At 46.7% G+C, this 21,890-nt stretch carries 19 protein-coding genes; 17 read left to right on the top strand and 2 right to left on the bottom strand.

Annotation, left to right across the window (positions count from 1 at the left end; genetic code table 11):
• Positions 1-17 precede the first annotated feature (17 nt).
• The 12 genes from def (at position 18) to E5329_RS00550 (ending at position 12,499) form a co-directional block, all read left to right on the top strand.
• Complete coding sequence (def, locus tag E5329_RS00605) at positions 18-497, top strand: peptide deformylase (RefSeq protein WP_135987645.1); 480 nt, start codon at positions 18-20, stop codon at positions 495-497.
• Positions 498-501: 4 nt separating this feature from the next.
• Complete coding sequence (gene fmt, locus E5329_RS00600; RefSeq protein WP_135987644.1) at positions 502-1,449, top strand: methionyl-tRNA formyltransferase; 948 nt, start codon at positions 502-504, stop codon at positions 1,447-1,449.
• Between the two features lie 50 nt (positions 1,450-1,499).
• The gene (locus E5329_RS00595; protein WP_135987643.1) at positions 1,500-2,201 is read left to right on the top strand and encodes a zinc metallopeptidase; all 702 of its coding nucleotides are present in this window, start codon (positions 1,500-1,502) and stop codon (positions 2,199-2,201) included.
• A gap of 15 nt (positions 2,202-2,216) precedes the next feature.
• On the top strand, positions 2,217-3,521 hold the full coding sequence (gene rsmB / locus E5329_RS00590) for a 16S rRNA (cytosine(967)-C(5))-methyltransferase RsmB (protein WP_135987642.1): 1,305 nt from the start codon (positions 2,217-2,219) through the stop codon (positions 3,519-3,521).
• 11 nt (positions 3,522-3,532) lie between these two features.
• The gene (rlmN, locus tag E5329_RS00585) at positions 3,533-4,579 is read left to right on the top strand and encodes a 23S rRNA (adenine(2503)-C(2))-methyltransferase RlmN (protein ID WP_135987641.1); all 1,047 of its coding nucleotides are present in this window, start codon (positions 3,533-3,535) and stop codon (positions 4,577-4,579) included.
• Complete coding sequence (locus E5329_RS00580) at positions 4,576-5,322, top strand: Stp1/IreP family PP2C-type Ser/Thr phosphatase (protein ID WP_135987640.1); 747 nt, start codon at positions 4,576-4,578, stop codon at positions 5,320-5,322. Before rlmN ends, E5329_RS00580 begins: the two co-directional genes overlap by 4 nt.
• Positions 5,316-7,406, top strand: coding sequence for a Stk1 family PASTA domain-containing Ser/Thr kinase (pknB, locus tag E5329_RS00575; protein WP_135987639.1), 2,091 nt, complete (start codon positions 5,316-5,318; stop codon positions 7,404-7,406). Before E5329_RS00580 ends, pknB begins: the two co-directional genes overlap by 7 nt.
• Positions 7,407-7,470: 64 nt before the next feature.
• A complete protein-coding gene (gene rsgA, locus E5329_RS00570; RefSeq protein WP_135987638.1) occupies positions 7,471-8,349 on the top strand; it encodes a ribosome small subunit-dependent GTPase A in 879 nt (292 codons plus the stop codon).
• A gap of 38 nt (positions 8,350-8,387) precedes the next feature.
• Positions 8,388-9,038, top strand: coding sequence for a ribulose-phosphate 3-epimerase (gene rpe / locus E5329_RS00565; protein ID WP_135987637.1), 651 nt, complete (start codon positions 8,388-8,390; stop codon positions 9,036-9,038).
• Positions 9,039-9,057: 19 nt separating this feature from the next.
• Positions 9,058-9,711 (top strand): thiamine diphosphokinase, encoded by a 654-nt coding sequence (locus E5329_RS00560; protein ID WP_135987636.1) that lies wholly within the window; start codon positions 9,058-9,060, stop codon positions 9,709-9,711.
• Positions 9,712-9,863: 152 nt separating this feature from the next.
• Positions 9,864-10,961, top strand: coding sequence for a redox-regulated ATPase YchF (ychF, locus tag E5329_RS00555; RefSeq protein ID WP_135987635.1), 1,098 nt, complete (start codon positions 9,864-9,866; stop codon positions 10,959-10,961).
• A gap of 176 nt (positions 10,962-11,137) precedes the next feature.
• The gene (locus tag E5329_RS00550) at positions 11,138-12,499 is read left to right on the top strand and encodes an MATE family efflux transporter (protein ID WP_135987634.1); all 1,362 of its coding nucleotides are present in this window, start codon (positions 11,138-11,140) and stop codon (positions 12,497-12,499) included.
• Between the two features lie 103 nt (positions 12,500-12,602).
• Here the strand turns inward: E5329_RS00550 and E5329_RS00545 are convergent, their stop codons facing one another.
• Positions 12,603-13,628: a LacI family DNA-binding transcriptional regulator gene (locus E5329_RS00545; protein ID WP_135987633.1), complete on the bottom strand. Its 1,026-nt coding sequence runs from the start codon at positions 13,626-13,628 to the stop codon at positions 12,603-12,605.
• A gap of 255 nt (positions 13,629-13,883) precedes the next feature.
• Between E5329_RS00545 and xylB the strand changes: the two genes are divergently transcribed.
• The 4 genes from xylB to E5329_RS00525 all read left to right on the top strand — a co-directional run bounded on the left by xylB (position 13,884) and on the right by E5329_RS00525 (position 19,303).
• Positions 13,884-15,353 carry a xylulokinase gene (xylB, locus tag E5329_RS00540; protein ID WP_135987632.1) on the top strand — a complete coding sequence of 490 codons (1,470 nt, stop codon included), beginning with the start codon at positions 13,884-13,886 and terminating at the stop codon, positions 15,351-15,353.
• A gap of 54 nt (positions 15,354-15,407) precedes the next feature.
• Positions 15,408-16,883 carry an L-fucose/L-arabinose isomerase family protein gene (locus E5329_RS00535; protein WP_135987631.1) on the top strand — a complete coding sequence of 492 codons (1,476 nt, stop codon included), beginning with the start codon at positions 15,408-15,410 and terminating at the stop codon, positions 16,881-16,883.
• A 180-nt stretch (positions 16,884-17,063) separates the two neighbouring features.
• The gene (locus E5329_RS00530) at positions 17,064-17,246 is read left to right on the top strand and encodes a hypothetical protein (protein WP_135987630.1); all 183 of its coding nucleotides are present in this window, start codon (positions 17,064-17,066) and stop codon (positions 17,244-17,246) included.
• A 497-nt stretch (positions 17,247-17,743) separates the two neighbouring features.
• Positions 17,744-19,303: an ATP-binding cassette domain-containing protein gene (locus E5329_RS00525; RefSeq protein ID WP_135987629.1), complete on the top strand. Its 1,560-nt coding sequence runs from the start codon at positions 17,744-17,746 to the stop codon at positions 19,301-19,303.
• A 54-nt stretch (positions 19,304-19,357) separates the two neighbouring features.
• Here the strand turns inward: E5329_RS00525 and E5329_RS00520 are convergent, their stop codons facing one another.
• On the bottom strand, positions 19,358-20,227 hold the full coding sequence (locus E5329_RS00520) for a CPBP family intramembrane glutamic endopeptidase (RefSeq protein ID WP_168356469.1): 870 nt from the start codon (positions 20,225-20,227) through the stop codon (positions 19,358-19,360).
• Positions 20,228-20,432: 205 nt separating this feature from the next.
• Between E5329_RS00520 and E5329_RS00515 the strand changes: the two genes are divergently transcribed.
• The gene (locus E5329_RS00515; RefSeq protein ID WP_135987627.1) at positions 20,433-21,851 is read left to right on the top strand and encodes a phosphoglucomutase/phosphomannomutase family protein; all 1,419 of its coding nucleotides are present in this window, start codon (positions 20,433-20,435) and stop codon (positions 21,849-21,851) included.
• Positions 21,852-21,890 lie beyond the last annotated feature (39 nt).

The following is a 21,890-nucleotide window of genomic DNA, read 5'->3' as shown; positions in this document are numbered from 1 at the left end:
TAAGGAGGAAGAAGATTATGGCGTTACGGAATATTCGTCAGCTGGGCGATGAAATTTTGACCAAGAAATGCAGGGATGTGAAAGAGGTGACTCCCAAGATTAAAGAATTGATTGAGGATATGCTGGAGACTATGTATGATGGAAACGGCGTGGGTCTGGCGGCGCCTCAGGTGGGAATTTTAAAGCGTTTGACGGTAATTGATATCGGGGACGGCCCCATTGTTCTGATCAATCCCAGAGTAATTGAGAGCCGGGGAGAACAGACGGGCGATGAAGGGTGTTTAAGCCTTCCGGGAAAGGCTGGGGTAGTTACAAGACCCTATTATGTGAAGGTTGAAGCCTGGGATGAAGAGATGAATCGGTTTGAGATGGAGGGAGAAGAGCTGCTGGCCCGGGCATTTTGTCATGAAATAGACCATTTGGACGGCCATATGTATGTGGAGAAAATAGAAGGTCCCCTGCATGATGCTGTGTATGAGGACGAGGAGGAAGAATAACAGAATGAGAATTATTTTTATGGGAACGCCGGATTTTGCTGTGGGAACCTTAGAGGCGCTGATTCAGGCGGGACATGAGATTGCCCTGGTGGTTACCCAGCCGGATAAGCCCAAAGGCCGGGGAAAGAACATGCAGTGTTCTCCGGTGAAGGCGGCGGCTCTGGCTCATGGACTGGAGATTTATCAGCCGAGACGGATACGGGAGCCAGAATGTGTGGAATATTTAAGAAAGCAGAAAGCGGATATTATGGTAGTGGTGGCGTTTGGCCAGATTCTTTCCAGAGAAATTCTGGAAATGCCAGAATTTGGCTGCGTGAATGTCCACGCCTCCCTGCTGCCTAAATACCGGGGAGCTGCCCCCATCCAGTGGGCAGTCATTAATGGGGAAAAGGTAACGGGAGTTACCACCATGCGGATGGATGCAGGCATAGATACCGGAGATATGATATTGAAAGAAGAAGTGGCTCTGAGAGAAGATGAGACAGGGGGAAGCCTTTTTGAACGGCTGGCGGCGTCAGGGGCAGAGCTTTGTGTCAGGACTCTGGAGGAAATTGCTCGGGGAACTGCAGTGTATACGCCTCAGAATCATCAGGAGGCGACCCACACTTCCATGATAAAGAAGCAGTTTGGAGAAATTGACTGGAAGAAATCTGCCCGGGAACTGGAATGTCTGATCCGCGGGCTGAATCCCTGGCCCAGCGCATACACGTATCTGGAAGGGAAAACTCTGAAACTCTGGAGGGCCGAGGTAAGAGACAATGATAAAGAAGAGGTTCAGGAGCCGGGAACGGTGGCAGCTGTTACCCGGGAGACCCTTGAGGTTCAGACTGGAAAGGGAATACTGATTCTGAAGGAACTTCAGCTGGAGGGCAAGAAGCGGATGAGCGCCGAAGCCTTTTTGCGGGGCTTTGCTGTGGAAACCGGGAAGAAACTGGGGAAAAGCCCTGAATGATATGTTGAGGGAAGAATTATTGCGCAGAGATTAAGAAAAGGAGTGATTTTATGCCGTATTATTATTATTTTGACCCAACTTATATTTTGGTAATTATCGGAGCAGTTATTTGTCTGATAGCGTCAGCAAAAGTAAAATCCACATTTAAGAAATTTAATAAAGTCCGGAGTATGTCGGGAATGACAGGAGCCCAGGCGGCGGAACGTATTTTGCATGCAGCTGGAATCTATGATGTAACCGTTCAGCATATTTCCGGGAATCTGACGGATCACTATGATCCCAGAAATAAGACGTTAAGCCTTTCTGACAGTGTATATGGTTCTGCTTCAGTGGCGGCAGTAGGCGTGGCAGCCCATGAATGCGGCCATGCAATTCAGCACCAGCAGTCTTATGCGCCGCTGACGATCCGAAGCGCCATTGTTCCGGCGGCGAATTTCGGTTCTTTTATTTCATGGCCTTTGATTGTAATTGGTTTCTTTATTACCAGCAGCACTGGAAGCCTGCTGATTAATATTGGAATTTTGTGCTTCTCTTTGACTGTATTGTTTCAGATTGTGACCCTTCCAGTGGAGTTCAACGCTTCTAACCGGGCGGTGCGGATTCTTGGAGAAACCGGAATTTTAGGGGAAGAAGAACTGAGAGGAACAAGGAAGGTGCTGGGTGCGGCGGCTTTGACCTATGTGGCAGGCGCAGCTTCCGCAATTTTACAGCTGGTGAGACTGCTGATTCTCTCCGGCGGAAGAGACGATTAAATTTCAGGAGGAATTATGGGCAGTAATACCATAAACAGCAGAGAACTGATACTGGATATTTTGCTGGCAGTGACGCGGGATCATAGGTATAGTCATATTGCCATCCGCAGTACGCTGGACAAATACCGGTATCTCCCGAAACAGGAGCGGAGCTTTATCAAGCGGATTTGTGAAGGGACGCTGGAGCATATGATATGGATTGATTATGTGCTGAATCAATTTTCCAGCGTGAAGGTTCATAAAATGAAGCCGGTCATTCAATGTATTTTAAGGAGCAGCGTCTATGAACTGAAATATATGGATGCTGTTCCAGCTTCCGCCACCTGCAATGAGGCGGTGAAGCTGGCGCAGAAAAGGGGCTTTCGGAATCTGAAAGGCTTTGTAAACGGCGTGCTGCGCACGGTTAGCCGGAATCTTTCCAATATTTCCATGCCGGACAAGGACAAAGAGCCTCTGGAATATCTTTCCATTGCAGGCTCCATGCCGGTATGGATTCTGGAATTGTGGCAAAATTCATATTCTTTAGAGCAGATCGAAGGATTTCTGGAGGCGTTTCTGACTAAAATGCCTGCTGCCATCCGGATTAATCCCCTGAAAACAACCAAAGAAGAATTAAAAAAAGAGTTGGAGGAGGCTCAGATTCAGGTTTTGGAATCTGAGCTGGAAGACGTTCTGTTGATTGAAAATTATGATTTTCTGGAGAAAATTCCGGCTTTCCGGGAAGGAAAATTCCATGTGCAGGACATTAGTTCTATGCAGGTGGGCCTGTGGGCCCAGCCGAAAGAACATAGCTTTGTGGTGGATGTCTGTGCGGCTCCCGGAGGTAAAAGCATCCATGCTGCAGAAATGATGCATGGAACCGGAAGGGTGGAGGCAAGGGATTTGACGCCCTATAAGGTTTCTCTGATACAGGAGAATATAGAGCGGTGCCAGCTTCCCAATATCCGCACAGTGCAGGCAGACGCCCGGATACCTGATGAAAAATTAATGGGACAGGCAGATCTTGTCATAGCGGATTTGCCCTGTTCCGGCCTGGGAGTTCTGGGGAAAAAGGCGGATATTAAATATAAAGTGACAGAAGAAGCATGCAAAAAGCTGGTGGCCCTTCAGCGGGAAATACTGGATACAGTATGTCAGTATGTGAAGGCAGGCGGGATTCTGATTTACAGCACTTGTACGATTAATCCCGCTGAAAATCAGGAAAACACGGTGTGGTTCTTACAGGAGCATCCGGAATTTTCTCTGGAAAAACAGCAGCAGATCTTACCCGGGAAAGGAATCTGTGATGGATTCTTCCTGGCAAAATTTGTGAGAAATTGATAGAGGAAAGTATGGAAAAAGCAGATATAAAATCATGGAATCAAAAGGAATTGGGGGAATTTTTGGTATCCTTAGGGGAGAAACCTTTTCGGGCAAAACAGATTTACCCCTGGCTGCATGTAAGACATGCGCAAACATTTGAGAAAATGACGGATATTTCGAAGAAATTAAAGGAAAAATTAATAAATACATGCGAATTGACCGTGTTGCGGAAGGAAGAAATGCAGCGTTCCAAATCAGACGGAACCAGGAAATATCTCTTTGCCTTGCCGGATGGAAATATGGTGGAAAGCGTCTGGATGCATTACAGGCACGGAAACAGTGTATGCATTTCTTCCCAGGCAGGTTGCCGGATGGGCTGTAAGTTCTGCGCTTCTGCCTTAGACGGGTTGGTACGGAACCTGACTCCGGCAGAGATGTTAGAGCAGGTTTACCGGATTCAGGAGGATACCGGGGAACGGGTTTCCCATGTGGTAGTGATGGGAACCGGAGAGCCTCTGGATAATTATGAGAATCTGCTGAAATTTATCCAGCTGATATCAGATGAAAACGGAATGAATATCAGCCAGAGAAACCTTACCGTTTCCACCTGCGGAATTGTGCCGGCCATGTATCGGCTGGCAGAGGAAAAGCTGCAGATTACCTTGGCGCTGTCCCTTCACGCTTCTTCTCAGGAGAAGCGTGAAAAATTGATGCCGGTGGCAAAGAAATATGAGATTCATCAGGTGGTGAAAGCCTGTAAGGATTATTTTGCAAAAACAGGGCGGCGGATTACTTTTGAATACAGCCTGGTAGGGGGCGTCAATGACAGAGAAGAGGATGCAGGGCAGCTTGGAGAACTGATCCGGGGAATGAACTGTCATGTAAATCTCATTCCGGTGAATCCCATTCGGGAGCGGGAATATGTGCAGCCAAAGGCACAGGTTATTTCGAATTTCAAAAATAAACTTGAAAAATATGGAATAAATGTTACTATAAGAAGGGAAATGGGCAGAGATATAGACGGAGCCTGTGGACAATTAAGAAAGAGATTTTCAGAAAGGCAGGATGAAGCATGAAGACTTTTTCCAAAACGGATAAGGGGAGAAGGCGGGAAATGAATCAGGACTATGTGTATACTTCTGAGACTCCGGTTGGAAATCTGCCGAATCTGTTTATTTTAGCAGATGGCATGGGAGGACACAACGCCGGAGATTACGCCTCCAGGTATACAGTGGAAGTGATTGTGGATTCTGTGAGGAAGAGCAGTGAAGCATCGCCCGTTGCCATCATCCGTCAGGCAATCCGTCAGGCAAACCAGGCAGTGATGGAAAAGGCCCAGACAGATATTGATTTGGAAGGAATGGGAACTACCGTAGTGGTGGCCACCATACGGGCTCAGGAGCTGTGCGTGGCTAATGTAGGCGACAGCCGGCTGTATCTGGCCGGATCTGAATCTTTCAGTCAGATCACCAAGGACCATTCCTATGTGCAGGAAATGGTGCGCCGGGGCGGAATTTCTCCGGAAGCTGCAAGAGTGCATCCGGATCGGAACATTATAACCAGGGCAGTAGGCGGCGGATATGATGTAGAGGTGGACTTTTTTGAGGTGGAGCTGAAAGAAGGAGACCGGATTCTGATGTGTTCGGACGGTTTGACGGATATGCTGGAGGATGAGGAAATCTTTGAGATTATAAATGAGAAACAGAATATAGAGGATGCTGTAGAGGAACTGATTGAAGCAGCCAATGACTACGGCGGAAATGATAATATTACAGTGATTTTGACAGAACCATTTTCAGGTGAGGTGAAAATATGTTAAAAGAAGGAGTCTATCTTGCAGACAGATATGAAATAGTAGGAAAAGCAGGAAGCGGAGGAATGTCCGATGTATATAAAGCGAAGGATCATACCCTGGGACGTTTTGTGGGAATTAAGGTTCTGAAACAGGAATTTTCAGATGATGTGAATTTTGTAACCAAATTCCGCACGGAAGCCCAGTCAGCGGCAGGTCTGGAACATCCGAATATTGTAAATATTTATGATGTTGGAAGCGAGAATTCCATTCATTATATTGTGATGGAATATGTGGAGGGAATTACGCTCAAAACTTATATAGAGAAGAAAGGACAGCTTTCCTTCAAGGAGGCGGTCAGCATTGCCATTCAGGTTGGCAGAGGAATTGAGGCGGCGCATAATAAGCATATTATTCACCGCGACATTAAGCCTCAGAACATTATTATTTCCACCGAAGGGAAAGTAAAAGTAACGGATTTCGGAATTGCCAAGGCGGCAACCAATAATACCATCAGTTCAGACGTGATGGGATCGGTGCATTATGCTTCCCCGGAGCAGGCCAGAAATGGTTTTGTAGATGGGAAAAGCGATATTTATTCTCTTGGAATTGTAATGTATGAAATGGTAACCGGCCGGGTGCCCTATGATGGGGAATCCACGGTGGCGGTGGCGATTCAGCATCTGCAGGAGGAAATGGTGGCGCCCAGCGCCTATGCCCCCAATCTTCCCATCAGTATGGAAAAGATTATTTTGAAATGTACTCAGAAAAGCCCAGACAGGCGATATGACAGTATCAGTGATTTGCTGATTGATTTGAAAAAGGCGTTAATCAGCCCGGATGAAGATTTTGTGGTGATGGTTCCTCTTGGACAGCAGGATAAAACAAGGGTTATGAAGTCGGAAGAGGTGGAAAGCATCAAGCAGCAAACCAGAAATATTTATTATCAGGAAGAGCTGGAAGAAGAGGAGGAAGACGAGGAAGAAGAGGAGGAAGACGAGGGGTTTTTGAATCCCAAAATGGAGAAAGCAGTTACCATAATGGGAATTGTGGCGGCGGTTGTTATTGTTGCAATTATCATCTACATCGGCGGAAGCTTTCTGGGGCTTTTTAAGTTCGGAGGCGGAGAGAAAGAGGGGGAGAAAAAAACGGAGATAGAAGAAGAGGTGGATAAGGAAGAGGTGGATAAGGAAGAAGAATCCGAGAAAGTGGAAATGCCCGATTTGAGAGGCTATACCATAGATGAGGCCAGGGATGTTGTGAATAAGATCCACCTTGGAATTGAAAAAGGCGGGGAAGAATCCTCCGAGGAATATCCGGAAGGACAGATTGTATCCCAGAGTGAAGAAAAAGGAGCCATGGTGGAGAAAAACACCACAATCCGGGTCATCATCAGCAGCGGTGCAGGAGAATTTGACACACCGGATGTAAAAGGCAGGGCAAAAGGCGATGCGGAAACTACTTTGCGCAATGCCGGTCTGGTGCCGGTGTTTGATTACCAGTTTGACGATTCCATTCCCAATGATCAGGTGATTTCCCAGAGTCCGGAGGCAGGCGCCAAAGTGAAAAAGGGAGATACGGTCACCGTGATGTTAAGCAAGGGAAGAGAAACCATTAATATGCCGGATGTATGGAATAAGCCGGAGGCAGAAGCAAGGGCAGAAATGGAAGCGGCTGGAATCACAGTTGCAAGCACTTCTTCGGATTATAGCGATGAAATACCGGAAGGGTATGTGATGGGACAGAGCATTGCCCCAGGTAAGATGGTGGAAAAGGGAACCCAGGTAACACTGACCATAAGTTTAGGCAAAAAGATCACAACCCAGTATTATTCTCTGAATAATTACAGTATTGATCTTCCCAGAAGCATCCCGGTAGACGCTATCCGGGTGGAGGCGAAGATTACCCTGTTTAAATCAGAAGGAAATGATGCAATCAACAGCTGGACGGCTACTTCTTTCCCGTTTACGGTAAATGCATCGAATATTGAAAACTGCAGCGAGGGATATTTTGTGATTGACTGGGAGTGGACTTATCGGGACGAGGATGATGCGGAGATTACGGAAACGGATCAGACCACCATTGATGGCGTTGGATTCACGCAGAATTAAGGGGCAGTCAGGTCAGATAATGGCAGAACGCTTCATTAGCAGGGAATGATACAGGAAGTTGCATATGCAGGGAAAAATTATCAAAGGGATTGCCGGTTTCTACTATGTATATACAGCAGAAGCCGGAATCTTCGAATGTAAGGCAAAAGGAATTTTCAGAAAAGAGAAAATAAAGCCTCTGGTGGGGGATCATGTTGAGATGGAAGCCATCAGCCAGGAGGAAAAAACCGGTAATATTGTCAGGATACTGGAACGGAAAAATGAGTTAATCCGTCCGGCTGTGGCAAATATTGATCAGGCTCTTGTGATTTTTTCGGCAGACAGGCCGAAGCCCAATTTCAACCTGTTGGATCGGTTTCTGGTTATGATGGAACAGCAGCAGGTAGAGACGGTGATCTGTTTTAATAAGCAGGATCTGGCAGAGGAAGAGGAGCTTGCCAGGCTCCGGGGGATTTATGAAGGCTGCGGCTATGAAGTTCTGGTTGTCAGCGCAAAGAAAGAACAGGGGATAGAGGAGCTTTTGGGAGTGTTAGACCAAAAAACCACCACAGTGGCAGGACCTTCTGGCGTGGGAAAGTCTTCCATTATCAATTTGCTGCAGTCTAAGGTTCAAATGGAAACCGGGGACATCAGTGAGAAAATTGAACGGGGGAAGCATACCACCCGCCATTCCCAGCTGATTTATATTCAGGATCAGACGTTTATTATGGACACGCCCGGGTTCAGTTCCATTTATTTGACAGGAATCGAACAGCAAAACCTGCAGACATATTTTCGGGAATTTAAGAAATATGAGCCCTGCTGCCGGTTTCAGGGGTGCAGCCATACCCATGAGCCGGACTGCAGCGTGAAGCAGGCCTTGGAGGAGGGAGTGCTCAGCCCTGTCCGGTATGAGGATTATGTCATGTTTTATGAAGAATTAAAAAATGTCAGGAAGTATTAGACATATAAATTAACAATTATAAATCAAAGGAGAAGGATATGAATTATTTATCACCGTCTATATTGGCAGCCGATTTTTCAAGGTTGGGGGAACAGCTTCGGGCCATTGACGAAGCGGGGGCAGAATATGTGCATATTGATGTGATGGACGGGGCTTTTGTGCCCAGTATTTCTTTTGGCATGCCGTTGATTCAGTCCATCCGCCCCTGCAGCGGCAGAATTTTTGATGTGCATCTGATGGTGGAGGAGCCGATTCGCTATATTCAGGAATTTGCAGACTGCGGAGCGGATATGATTACCGTTCATGCGGAGGCGTGTGTTCATCTGGATCGGACGGTGGAAACTATTCGGGAAAAGGGAATCCGGCCGGCAGTGGCGCTGAATCCGGCAACCAGTCTGAGTGTGCTGGAATACATTTTACCCAGTTTGGATATGGTGCTGCTGATGACGGTAAACCCAGGATTCGGCGGGCAGAAATTTATTCCCTATTCCTTTGAGAAGATCCGTGAACTGAGGCATATCATTGAGGAGAGAGGACTGAATACAGACATCGAGGTGGACGGCGGGGTTACGCTGTCCAATGTAGAAGAGATTTTGAAGGCCGGAGCCAATGTGATTGTGTCAGGAAGCGCAGTTTTTCAGGGAGATATCTCTGAAAATGTAAGAAGATTTCGAGAATTGATGAAATAATTTTTAACTGAGGGAAGATATGGAAGCATTGATTATCAGCGGAGGGCGTCTGGGAGACGTTTTTGCGCTTTCTTATATGAACGAACATCATTTTGACCTTACGATTGCTGTAGATGCGGGAATGGGATTTTTCTACCGAAAGGTGATGGCGCCGGATTTTATTGTGGGGGATTTTGATTCTGTTAATCCTGGGATTTTGCGGAAGTTTACAGAAATGGAGAAGGGCAGGCCAAAGATTTTGCGGTTTCAGCCGGAAAAAGATGAAACGGACACGGAGCTTGCAGTCAGAACTGCCATAGAACAGGGATGTAATAGGATACATATTCTGGGCGCTACCGGTTCCAGGATGGATCATGCGCTTGGAAATATCCATCTTCTTGGCATGGCCATGAAGCAGGGAGTGGAAGCTTTCATTGCAGACGCCAATAACCGGATACGGATGGTGCAGAAAGGGTTTGTGCTCCGCAGAGAGGAACAGTACGGGGATTATGTGTCCCTGCTTCCCTTTACGCCTCAGGTGACAGGACTTACCCTGAAGGGTTTTAAGTATCTGGTGGAGGATTTTACGCTGGAATGTTATCATTCTCTTGGAGTCAGCAATGAGATTGTGGAGGAACAGGCGGAAATTTCTTTTCGGGATGGAGCGCTGCTTGTGGTGGAATCTAAGGATTGACGGGGCTGCATGTACAAAAGGCGTTCGATGCTCTAAAAGACAGGGACTTTGTTCCGATGCCAAGCTTCAAAAGTGGCGGATTGTGCAGTAAAAATATAGAGAAAGGCGAAAACCCTTTAAATATAAGGATTTTCGGACAGGTATCATCAGAAATGAAACTAGGAATCGTGGGTTTGCCCAATGTAGGAAAAAGCACATTATTTAATTCATTGACAAAAGCGGGAGCAGAGTCAGCAAATTATCCCTTCTGCACCATAGATCCCAATGTAGGGATTGTAACGGTGCCGGATGAACGGTTAAAGAAGCTGGGGGACTTATACCAGTCTAAGAAAGTGACCCCGGCTGTCATTGAATTTGTAGACATTGCCGGATTGGTAAAGGGAGCCAGCAAAGGCGAAGGGCTGGGCAACCAGTTTCTGTCCAATATCCGTGAAGTGGACGCTATTGTCCATGTAGTGCGCTGTTTTGAGGACAGCAATATTGTCCATGTGGACGGAAGTATTAATCCGGTGCGGGATATTGAAACCATCAATCTGGAATTGATTTTTTCCGATATTGAGATTTTGGAACGGCGGATTGCCAAGACCAGCAAGGGTGCCAGAATGGACAAGACCCTTGCCAAAGAACTGAAGCTTTTAGAGCGGGTGAAAGCGCATTTAGAGGACGGGAAGCTGGCGAAGACCTTTGAGCTGGAGGATGAAGACGAGGAGCTTTGGTTCTCAGGCTATAATCTTCTGACGGCAAAGCCGGTGATATATGCGGCGAATGTGAAAGAAGATGACCTGGCAGACGAGGCTGCCGGAAATGCATTTGTGCAGGAAGTCCGGGCAAACGCCAAGGAGGAAGATTGCGAGGTTTTTGTGATCTGCGCGCAGATTGAGCAGGAGATTGCAGAGCTGGATGAGGAAGAAAAGGCAATGTTTCTGGAGGAACTGGGCTTACAGGAGTCCGGTTTGGAAAAATTAATCAAGGCAAGCTACAGCCTGCTTGGGCTGATTAGCTATCTGACCTCGGGGGAAGACGAAACGCGGGCATGGACCATCAAAAAAGGTACGAAAGCGCCTCAGGCGGCAGGGAAGATCCATTCAGACTTTGAACGGGGATTCATCCGGGCTGAGGTGGTGAATTATCTGGATTTATTGGATTGCGGCTCCCTTTCTGCGGCAAAGGAAAAAGGGCTGGTAGGACTGGAAGGGAAGGAATACGTGGTAAAAGACGGAGATGTGATTCTGTTCCGGTTTAATGTGTAGAATCTGTGCCAAAAGATATGCTTGTTTCTGAAGAAAAGTTCCCTGAAGTTTTCGGAATTTATCAATAAATTTCAGATAATTCCGAAGACTCAGGGGACTTTGTTGCTTTTTTGAAATAATAGAGGCTGCCGGCAAATCATTTGGTTTACGGGCGTATTTGGAAAGGGAGGAAGAAAATGAAAACAGAGAGCAGGAGATTCTACCGGGCCCTTGCATCTTTAGTGATACCGATTACGGTACAGAACTTTATTACCAGTGCAGTAAATTCTGCAGATGTATTTATGCTGGGCTATGTGGGGCAGACGGAATTGTCCGCAGTATCACTGGCAAACCAGTTCCAGTTTTTATTATCGGGAGTGTTTTTTGGAATTTCCTCCGGCGTTACTATGCTGGCCTCCCAATACTGGGGGAAAAAAGATACCAATTCCATTCAGGCAGTCATGGGAATTGCCATGAAAATTGCAGCTGTGATTACAGCAGTTCTGGCTATAGGCGCAGTGGCGGCGCCAAAAGCGCTGATGGGGATTTATACCAATGATGAGACCTTGATTTCCATTGGAGCCGGATATCTCAAGGTCATCGGCGTTTCTTACGTGTGTATGAGTTTTTCCCAGGTGTATCTCTGCGCTTTGCGGAGTATGGAGCGGGCCAGGTTAAGCACGGTGATCAGTACGACGGCTCTCTTAATGAATATTGCGTTGAATGCAGTTTTTATTTTCGGGATTGGCGGCGCGCCGAAGCTGGGCGTTCTCGGCGTGGCAATAGGAACGGTAACGGCCCGGGTGCTGGAGCTGCTGCTGTGCCTTTTGGACGCCCTTCGGGGAAAAGTATTTCGAATCGATCCAAGGATTATGTTTGGAAGTCATCGGCTGCTGTTTCAGGATTTTGTGAAATATGCGGTTCCTGCTTTGATCAATGACTGTGCCTGGACAGTGGCGTTTTCTATGTATTCTGCCATTATGGGGCGATTAAATGCAGATGTGGTGGCGGCAAGTTCGGTGGCTTCCACAGTGCGCAATCTGTGTACAATTCTCTGCTTTGCCCTGGGAGCAGGCGCTTCTGTACTGCTGGGAATTGAGATTGGCGAGGGAAAACTGGAACTGGCAAAACGGGACGCCAGAAGATCCTGTTATGTAACATTAGCGATAGGAGTTCTCACAGGAATATTCCTGCTGCTGATCCGTCCAGGCGTTTTTTACTTTTTCCATTTGTCAGATCGGGCGACGGGGTATTTGAATCATATGCTGCTGATCAGTTCTTATTATGTAGTGGGGCAGGCGATGAATACCTTGCTGATTGCAGGAATTTTCCGGGCAGGCGGGGACTCCAAATTCGGAATGATTTGCGATATTGTTGACATGTGGTTCGTCAGCGTGCCTCTGGGAATTCTGGCGGCGTTTGTGTTAAAGCTGCCGCCTATGGCAGTGTATTTTGTCCTGTGTCTGGATGAATTCTGGAAAATTCCCGTGGTGTACCGCCATTATAAAAGTTTCCGGTGGCTGAAAGATATTACGAGAGAATATGACGGGCAGCAGTAAGAGAGGCCGGGAATCCCAAAGAAGAACAAGTGTAGGATAAGCCGGGGATCTGAAGGAAGAGCAACGGTAACGTAAGCCGGGAATCCAAATGCAGGTTCCCGGCTTAATCTGTTTCTATATTTTCCCTGATTCGGATGTCGATGTCCGTGTAATAAAATTCTTTTTCCGGCAGAATGCCCTCCAGCAGATACCGGGAAAGCAGCTCCAGAGGACGGTATCCCTGCAGGAAAGGCTGCTGGCAGATGGTTGCTGTGATTACGCCGTCTTTCACAAGCTCTGCTGTGGTTTTCACATTATCATATGTAAAAATTTTTATTTTTTCGGAAAGGCCCAGAGAAAGCACAGCCTGGCATCCTCCGAAAACGCCTGCCGCTGTAAAATACAGAGCGTTGATTCCAGGGCGCCGGATAAGGAGTTCTTTGGTTTTCTCATAGCTTTCTCTGTCGTCGTCATGATTTTCCACAATTCCTGAAATCTTAATATGGGGATAAAATTTGCGGATGGTCTCAGTGAATCCGGCGATCCGCTGGGTATGGCAGAGGATATGGGAAGAACCGTTGATAATGCCAACCTCAGTTTGGCCAAAGGTCATCCTTCCGAGAAGCCCTGCGGCAGTCTGACCGGAAAGATAATAATTGCTGCCCACATAGGCGATGCGCCTGGAAGCAATGTCCGTATTAGTGGTAATGACAGGAATTCCCGATTCAGAAAACTGATTAATTTTTTCTGCTATTTCTTTCCCGTTGAAGGGAGAAATCACAAGTCCGTGAATTTTTTCTTGTAAAAGCTCTTCCATGGCATATTTTTGGCATTTTTCACCAAAAGTGACCTGGCGGATGAGGGCTTTGCAGTTATAGCCGGATAATTCTTCCGCTTTCGCGTGAACTCCTTTGAGCACTTCCTGGAAAAAAGGGTTAGCGTCCTGAAAAAGGATGACTCCGATTTTCAGATTTTTCTTCTGGGCAGCCAGTATCAGGCCAGCCTTGTTGGGCTGGTAATTTAATGCTTGGGCAATTTCCATAATGCGTTTTGCGGTTTGCGGATGAACGGAGCCGCGGTGATTTAAGACACGATCCACTGTGCCTCTGGAAACGCCTGAGAGTTCCGCAATTTCTTTCATAGTTGCCATGGCAATACCTCCCTGGTGCTTTTTGTAGTTTGGAACAGTTATTATATTACGGGAATATTTTCAGAAGTCAAGTATGCCGGATAAATTTTGTCACTGCAGCCATGCTTTGGAAAGCTGAAAATATTGCACAAATTCCAGATGGATTATTTGGGAAAAATAGATAAAAATTGTATTTGGAGAAAAAAGCAGTTGTAAAAAAATCCTTCCAGGTTTATGATGAAAGAAAACGTGCACGTGCACATTAAGGAGGAGTTCATGAATTACATAGGAATTGATCTTGGAACTTCTGCGGTTAAGCTTCTGCTGATGCAGGGGGAGGGCAGGATTTTAAAGATTGTAAACCGGGAATATCCCATCAGCTTTCCGAAGCCGGGGTGGTCCCAGCAGAATCCGGAAGATTGGTACCAGGAGACCATAGCAGGAATAGAAGAACTGCTGGAGGGAAGCGACAAATCCCAAGTGGCCGGAATCAGCTTTGGGGGCCAAATGCACGGGCTGGTGGTTCTGGATGAAGAAGACAAGGTAATCCGTCCGGCAATTTTGTGGAATGACGGCAGAACGGCAGAAGAATCCGATTATCTGAACCAGGAAATCGGGCAGGAAACTCTGGCGAAATATACGGCAAATATTTCATTTCCCGGGTTTACCGCCCCGAAAATCCTGTGGATGAAGCGGCAGGAGCCGGAAAATTTTGCCAGAATCCGCAAGATTATGCTGCCCAAGGATTATCTGGCCTATCGGCTCAGCGGCGTTCACTGTACGGATGTGTCAGACGCTTCCGGCACGCTGCTTTTTGATGTGGAGCATCGGCGCTGGTCCCAAGAAATGTGCGAAATCTGCGGAATCCAGGAAGGATGGCTGCCCCGGATTTATGAAAGCTATGAAGCGGCGGGAACATTGAATCCAGAGCTTGCGGCAAAGCTTGGCTTATCAGAGCAAACGGTAATTGCGGCAGGAGCGGGAGACAATGCAGCGGCGGCAGTGGGAACCGGAACCGTGGGGGACGGCGCCTGCAACATTTCCCTTGGAACCAGCGGCACAGTGTTTATTGCGGCGGAAAAATTCGGAGCGGACAGATTTCATGCGCTGCATTCTTTTGCCCATGCAGACGGCAGCTATCATCTGATGGGATGTATGTTAAGCGCTGCCTCCTGCAACAAATGGTGGATGGATGAGATCATAGGTACGAAGGCTTATGGAAAAGAGCAGGAGAAAATCACCAGGCTGGGCGAAAACCATGTATATTTCCTGCCTTATTTGATGGGAGAGCGTTCTCCCCACAATGATCCCGATGCAAGAGGAACCTTTATCGGCCTTACCATGGATACGGCAAGGGAAGATATGACGCAAGCAGTTTTGGAGGGAGTGGCGTTTGCGCTGCGGGATTCCCTGGAAATTGCCAGGTCCTTGGGAATTTCGGTTACACGGAGTAAAATCTGCGGCGGAGGCGCTAAAAGCCCGCTGTGGAAGCGGATTCTTGCAAATGTGCTGAATCTGAAAATTGATGTGCTGGAAAATGAAGAAGGCCCTGCCTTGGGCGGAGCCATGCTTGCAGCAGTAGCCTGCAAAGAATATGCGTCCGCAAAACAGGCGGCAGAAGCCATTGTGAAGATCAAAGAAACCGTAGAACCAGAACCGGAGCTTACAGCATTGTATGAAGAACGCTATCAGCAGTTCCGGGAAATATACCCAGCGTGCAGGCAATTATTTGAAAAATTGAAATAGCCCGAAGGGGCGTCAGAAATCGAATATCATAAAAAAGGAAGAGAGGAATGCATTATGAATCATATGCCCAAAGAAAAAATCGGAATCGTAGCAGTCAGCAGAGATTGTTTTCCCATGACCCTGTCTGAAACAAGAAGAAAAGCAGTGGTAAAAGCCTATCAGGAGAAATACGGCGAAATCTATGAATGTCCCGTTTGTGTGGAAAATGAAATCCATATGCGGCAGGCTCTTGCGGACATACGTGCAGCAGAATGCAATGCGCTGGTGGTATATTTGGGGAATTTCGGCCCGGAATCATCAGAAACCTTATTGATTAAGGAATTTGAAGGTCCTGCCATGGTAGTTGCGGCAGCAGAAGAAACAGGAGACAACCTGATCCAGGGCAGAGGGGATGCTTACTGCGGTATGCTGAACGCCAGCTATAACCTGAAGCTTCGGAACTTAAAGGCGTATATCCCGGAATACCCGGTGGGAACGGCAGAGGAATGTGCAGATATGATCCATGAATTCTGTTCCATTGCAAGAGCGGTGATCGGCCTTCGGAATCTGAAAATCATTTCCTTCGGGCCAAGACCCCAGGATTTTCTGGCTTGCAACGCACCCATCAAACAGCTTTATAACCTGGGCGTGGAAATTGAGGAAAATTCCGAACTGGATTTGTTTGAAGCATTTAAAAACCATGCAGGAGATGAACGGATTCCTCAGGTCGTGGCAGAGATGGAACAGGAATTGGGGGCAGGCAACAAGAAGCCGGAGATTCTTACAAAGCTGGCTCAGTATGAACTTACCCTTACGGATTGGGTGGAAGGCCATAAGGGAAGCCGTGAGTTTACAGCCATTGCCGGAAAATGCTGGCCGGCGTTCCAGACGCAATTTGGATTTGTGCCCTGCTATGTGAACAGCCGTCTGACGAAACGGGGAATTCCGGTATCCTGCGAGGTGGATATCTACGGCGCTTTAAGTGAATTTATCGGGACGGTGATCAGCCAGGATGCAGTGACGCTGTTAGACATCAACAATTCTGTGCCTGCCGATATGTATGAAAAGGAAATAAAGGGCAAGTATGAATATACCTTAAAGGATACTTTTATGGGCTTCCATTGCGGAAATACCCCTTCAGACAAGCTGTCTTTCTGTGAAATGAAATATCAGCTGATCATGGCAAGAAGCCTGCCGGAAGAAGTGACCCAGGGAACCTTAGAAGGAGACATTGCGCCGGGGAATATTACCTTTTATCGTCTGCAAAGCACCTCGGACGCCAAAATCCGCGCCTACATTGCCCAGGGGGAGGTGCTTCCGGTTGCCACCCGTTCTTTCGGCTCCATCGGCGTCTTTGCCATTCCGGAAATGGGAAGGTTTTACCGCCATGTGCTGATTGAAAAAAATTATCCCCATCACGGCGCCGTGGCGTTCGGGCATTTCGGAAAAACACTTTATGAAGTGTTTAAATATCTGGGCGTTCCGGTGGAAGAGATTGATTTCAACCAGCCCAAAGGCATGCTTTATCCTGCGGAAAATCCTTTTGCTTAAATGGCTGCTGATTGTTTCCTGCTTTAAGGGTAACACAAAATTATGCTTTACACTCCCGGAATTATTTGGTACAATATGAGCATCAATTCAGTTTTTAATCACAAGACTTACAAAACTTGACAAGAGAAAAGATTAATGGTTTAAGAAATGAAAAGATGATCCAGGAGGTAAGGTGAGACTATGAAAGGTGCATTAGGCGATCCGGAGATACGCAGAATTTTGAATACGGGACAGAATGAGACCAGGAAGGAAACTGCCCTTAGGATGCTGAAAGCCGGAGAATTATCTGTGGACAAGATTGCAGAATATGCAGGGCTTAAGGTAGAAGAAGTAAAGCAGCTTGCAGAACTTCAGAACACATAAGGCATTTTGTCGGCTGGTTATGGAATATTTTGAGGGCGCTGCCAATGCTGGAAGAGACAGCGGCGCCCTTTGATTATATCCCAAAACAAATAAGGCTTTATCACTTACAGTGCTATTAATTTTTGATTGTACTTGATTCTCCCGGAGAATTGTGTTACACTGACAAACAAATAAATAAAAGGAGGTGGAGAGATGTTTCACGTTTCTTGCAGATAATAACAGAATATGCGCTGGCAGTTTAGCAGCTTTTGGCTGCAATATTGTTGCGCCTGTTGCAGGAAAGTGATAAGTCTCTCTAACTCTATATCGTTGTGCCGTTACCAGAAGCAACGGTATCTTTATGTATATTGAGCTGCAGGAATTGACTTTCCTGCGGCTTTTTACTTTTTATATCCATTGGCCCAGGGAAAAATATCAGTGGAATTGGTAAACATGGAGCGAGAAAGAGAAAAGAATCCTGAGCGATGTCTCCTGGGCAGGAAAGGAGAATTTAAATTATGTCATTGATTCAAATAGAAAACCTTACCTTTTCTTATCCTACAAGCTATGATAACATTTTCGAGAACGTAAGCTTCCAGATTGACACAGACTGGAAGCTGGGCTTTGTGGGAAGAAACGGAAGAGGAAAAACAACATTTTTAAATTTACTGCAGGGAAAATATGAATACAGCGGAAAAATAATCAGTGCCGTACCGTTCGACTATTTTCCCAGAGCGGTGGGAGAGGAAAGCCGCCAGACCAGGGAAATCCTGCAGGAGATCTGTCCAAACGCCAGGGAATGGGAACTGCTGCGGGAATTTTCATATCTTTCCCTGCCGGAAGATGTTCTGTGGAGACCTTTTGGAACCTTGTCAAAGGGCGAGCAGACGAAGGTGCAACTGGCCGCATGTTTTTTGCGGGAGGGGAATTTTCTTCTGATTGACGAGCCCACCAATCACCTGGACACAGAGGGGAGGGATCTGGTGGCGGCATATTTGAAAAAGAAAAAGGGATTTATTCTGGTTTCCCATGACAGGCGTTTTCTGGACGGATGTGTGGATCATATTTTGTCTTTGAACCGGGCGGACATAGAAGTGCAAAGCGGGAATTTTTCTTCCTGGATGGAGAATTTTAACCGGCAGCAGAAATTTGAACAGCTGAAAAAGGAACATTTGCAAAAGGATATCCGCCGCCTTGAGAAATCCGCAAGACGTACCGGCGCATGGTCAGAACAGGTGGAAAAAACCAAAAGAGGAACCAGGAATTCCGGACTCAGGCCCGACCGGGGCTATATCGGCCATAAGTCGGCAAAAATGATGAAACGTTCCAAAATAATCGAGGCAAGGCAGAATCAGGCCATAGAGGAGAAGTCAGGACTTTTAAAAAATATGGAAACAGCAGAAAATCTGAAACTTTTGCCGCTGTCTTACCACACAGACAGGCTGGTTTCCTTTTCCGAAGTTTCGGTGCGTTATGGAGAAAAGGAAATTTGCAGGCCCGTATCTTTTGAGGTGCGAAAGGGGGAGAGGATTGTCCTGGAGGGAAGAAACGGCAGCGGCAAAAGCAGCCTTTTGAAAATACTAATGGAAGAAACCTTTCACCAGAACGAAAGGAGTTACGCCGGGCGAGCGAAAGCGCTTCAGATTCAGCAATATCCTCAGGGCTCAATTTCCCATACCGGGACAGTAACCGCAGGCTCTGGTCTTGTGATTTCTTATGTGCCCCAGGACACTTTCCATTTAAAAGGGAATCTGTCTGATTTTGCGGAAGAATCTGGTATTGAGGAAAGTCTGTTTAAGGCGGTGCTTCGGAAAATGGATTTTGAGCGGGTGCAGTTTGAGAAGGATATGGCGGATTTTTCCGGCGGTCAGAAGAAAAAAGTATTGATTGCCAAAAGCCTCTGTGAGCAGGCGCATTTATATGTATGGGACGAACCGCTGAACTTTGTGGATGTTTATTCCCGGATGCAGATTGAGGAATTGATCAAGGAATTTTGCCCGGCCATGATATTCGTGGAACATGACCAGGCATTTCGGGATGCGGTGGCAACGAAAGTAATTAAAGTTCCATATCAGTAACCTTGCCTTTCTCGCCTTTCAATTAAAATAGTTCAGTGAGCCAAAAGGGTTTTATTAAGATTTGCCGCTTGCTTTTCTGTTTCTAATTCCCCGCTGGTACAAAAAGATTCCAAGAGCCGCAGCGCAGACTGCCCCGGCAAAAATTCCCAGGTGAATCGGCAGCGAAGGTCCGGTATAATACAAAAACGACGGCACAAAGGTTCCCCACAGGTTAAACATCATATGAAACAGGATGGAGAGATAGATGCTGCCTCCTTTCAGGCACACATAACCGCAGAACAGCCCAATGACAAAGGCGTACACTCCCTGTATCACATTGCCGTGGAAAATGCCGAAAAGAGCCGCCTGAAAAATATTTGCAGCGATAAGAGGCATGGAGTTCACGGCATATTTTAAAGTAACGCCCCGGAATATCAGTTCTTCGCTGATGGGGGCAATCAGGACAGAATACAGCGCCAGAATCAGCGTTACATCTTCGAAGCCGATGTTTTTTAACAATGCTTCATAAATGTCATACCAGGACGGATTGACAGCCGTTGTGAGCATAACGATATAAGTGGTCAGGTACTGCAGACCGATCATCAGAAATAGCAGCCCGAAGAACATGGAGAGGTTGATAATGGAAGATATTTTTCTCCTGGGCCGTTTCTTTGGAACAAACCGTTTCCAGTACCAGAAACCCATAATCAGGGCGGCAATTACGGCATAAAGGGCTGAAACTCCAGCAAGAAACTGGCTGTCAGACGTCAGGGCAAATATAGTGGAGTAAAGTTCCTCCCCCTTTAAAAGCCCAGGATCTTTCAGGGCGGCCAGCATGATTCTGACAAATATTCCGCCGAAAGAGATCAGAAACTGAAGGGCAAAGGCCAGAAGGAAAGGAAGCAGGCAGACCAGAATGCGTCCAATGGTTTTTCGTAATTTCATAGTATGAAATCCTTTCTTTTCTTTAAAAATTTTGATATGATATATTATAGGAGTGCAGATGAGAAAAGTCAAATACCCCATAAGAGAATACAGCTTATCCAAAAGCGTATACTTATTTGCCAAATGAATGTTTTTTTGAGCGGTCATGAGGAATGTGAAACAATTATTTGGCTTCGGGTGTATCAGGAAGAAAGGGAGAGGTATTATGGTAAAATTTGGGACTGGCGGATGGAGAGCTGTGATCGGAGATGGATTTACAAAGGAGAACATACAGCTTCTGGCTCAGGGAATGGTGAATAAAATGAAGAAAGAAGGGGTGCAGGAGAGAGGCGTCGTTATGGGATATGACAGAAGGTTTCTCTCCAAAGAGGCGATGCAGTGGGCGGCAATGGTATTCGCAGCGGCTCATATTAAAGTATATCTGATTAACAAATCTTCTCCTACGCCTTTGGTGATGTTCCATGTGATGAAGCATGAATTCCCTTATGGAATGATGATTACAGCCAGCCATAACCCGGCCATTTACAATGGAATTAAAGTATTTACAGCGGGGGGCCGGGATGCGGATGAGGTTCAGACGAAGGATATCGAAGATTATATCAGAGACATCGGCCCGGGGGAAGTGAAAGAGATAGAATATGAAACGGGAAAAAAGGAAGGCTATATAGAAGAAATCTATCCATTGAATGATTATCTGGACAACATCATTGCATCTGTGAATATGCAGGCAATCCGGGAAGCAGGCTTGAAAGTGGCGCTGGATCCCATGTACGGCGTAAGCGAGACTTCCCTGAAAATGATTTTAATGACGGCCCGATGCGAAGTGGCTACCATTCATGACAGGCACGATACGCTGTTTGGAGGGAAATTGCCGGCTCCTTCGGCGGCTACGCTGCATTCTTTGCAGAATTATGTGGTGGAGAAGAAATTTGATATCGGAATTGCCACCGACGGAGACGCAGACCGGATCGGAGTCATTGACGATCAGGGCAATTTCCTCCATCCCAACGATATCCTGGTGCTGCTGTATTACTATCTGGTAAAATTCAAAGGCTGGAGCGGACCGGTGGTGAGAAATATTGCTACCACCCATATGCTGGATAAGGTAGCGGAGCAGTTTGGGGAAAGCTGCTATGAAGTGCCGGTGGGATTCAAGCACATTTCCGCCAAAATGAAAGAGACAGGGGCCATTATCGGCGGGGAATCCTCCGGTGGCCTTACGGTTAACGGCCACATCAATGGAAAGGACGGCATCTATGCGGCAGCCCTCTTGGTGGAAATGATCGCGGTGACAGGCAAGAAGCTTTCCGGTATTATGAAGGATATACGCAGGGAATGCGGGGAGATACATATGGAAGAGCGGGATTATAAATTTACCAGGGAAAAGAAAGAGGAAATGTACAAGATTCTGATGGTGGATAAGCGGCTGCCGGAGCTTCCGGAAGAGATAGACCATGTTTCATATTTGGATGGAAGTAAAGTTTATTTCAAAAACGGCGGATGGGTGATTGCCAGATTTTCTGGTACAGAGCCCCTTCTGCGGATTTTCTGTGAGATGCCAAATTTAGAGGACGCTGCAAAGATTTGCAGAATTTATGAAAACTTCCTGGGACTGCAGCGGTAATCTCTCACCATCGATCATTTGATATATGGAATGATAAAG

Source organism: Petralouisia muris (assembly GCF_004793545.1).
GTDB lineage: Bacteria > Bacillota > Clostridia > Lachnospirales > Lachnospiraceae > Petralouisia > Petralouisia muris.
This window is presented reverse-complemented; position numbering and strand designations above follow the sequence as displayed.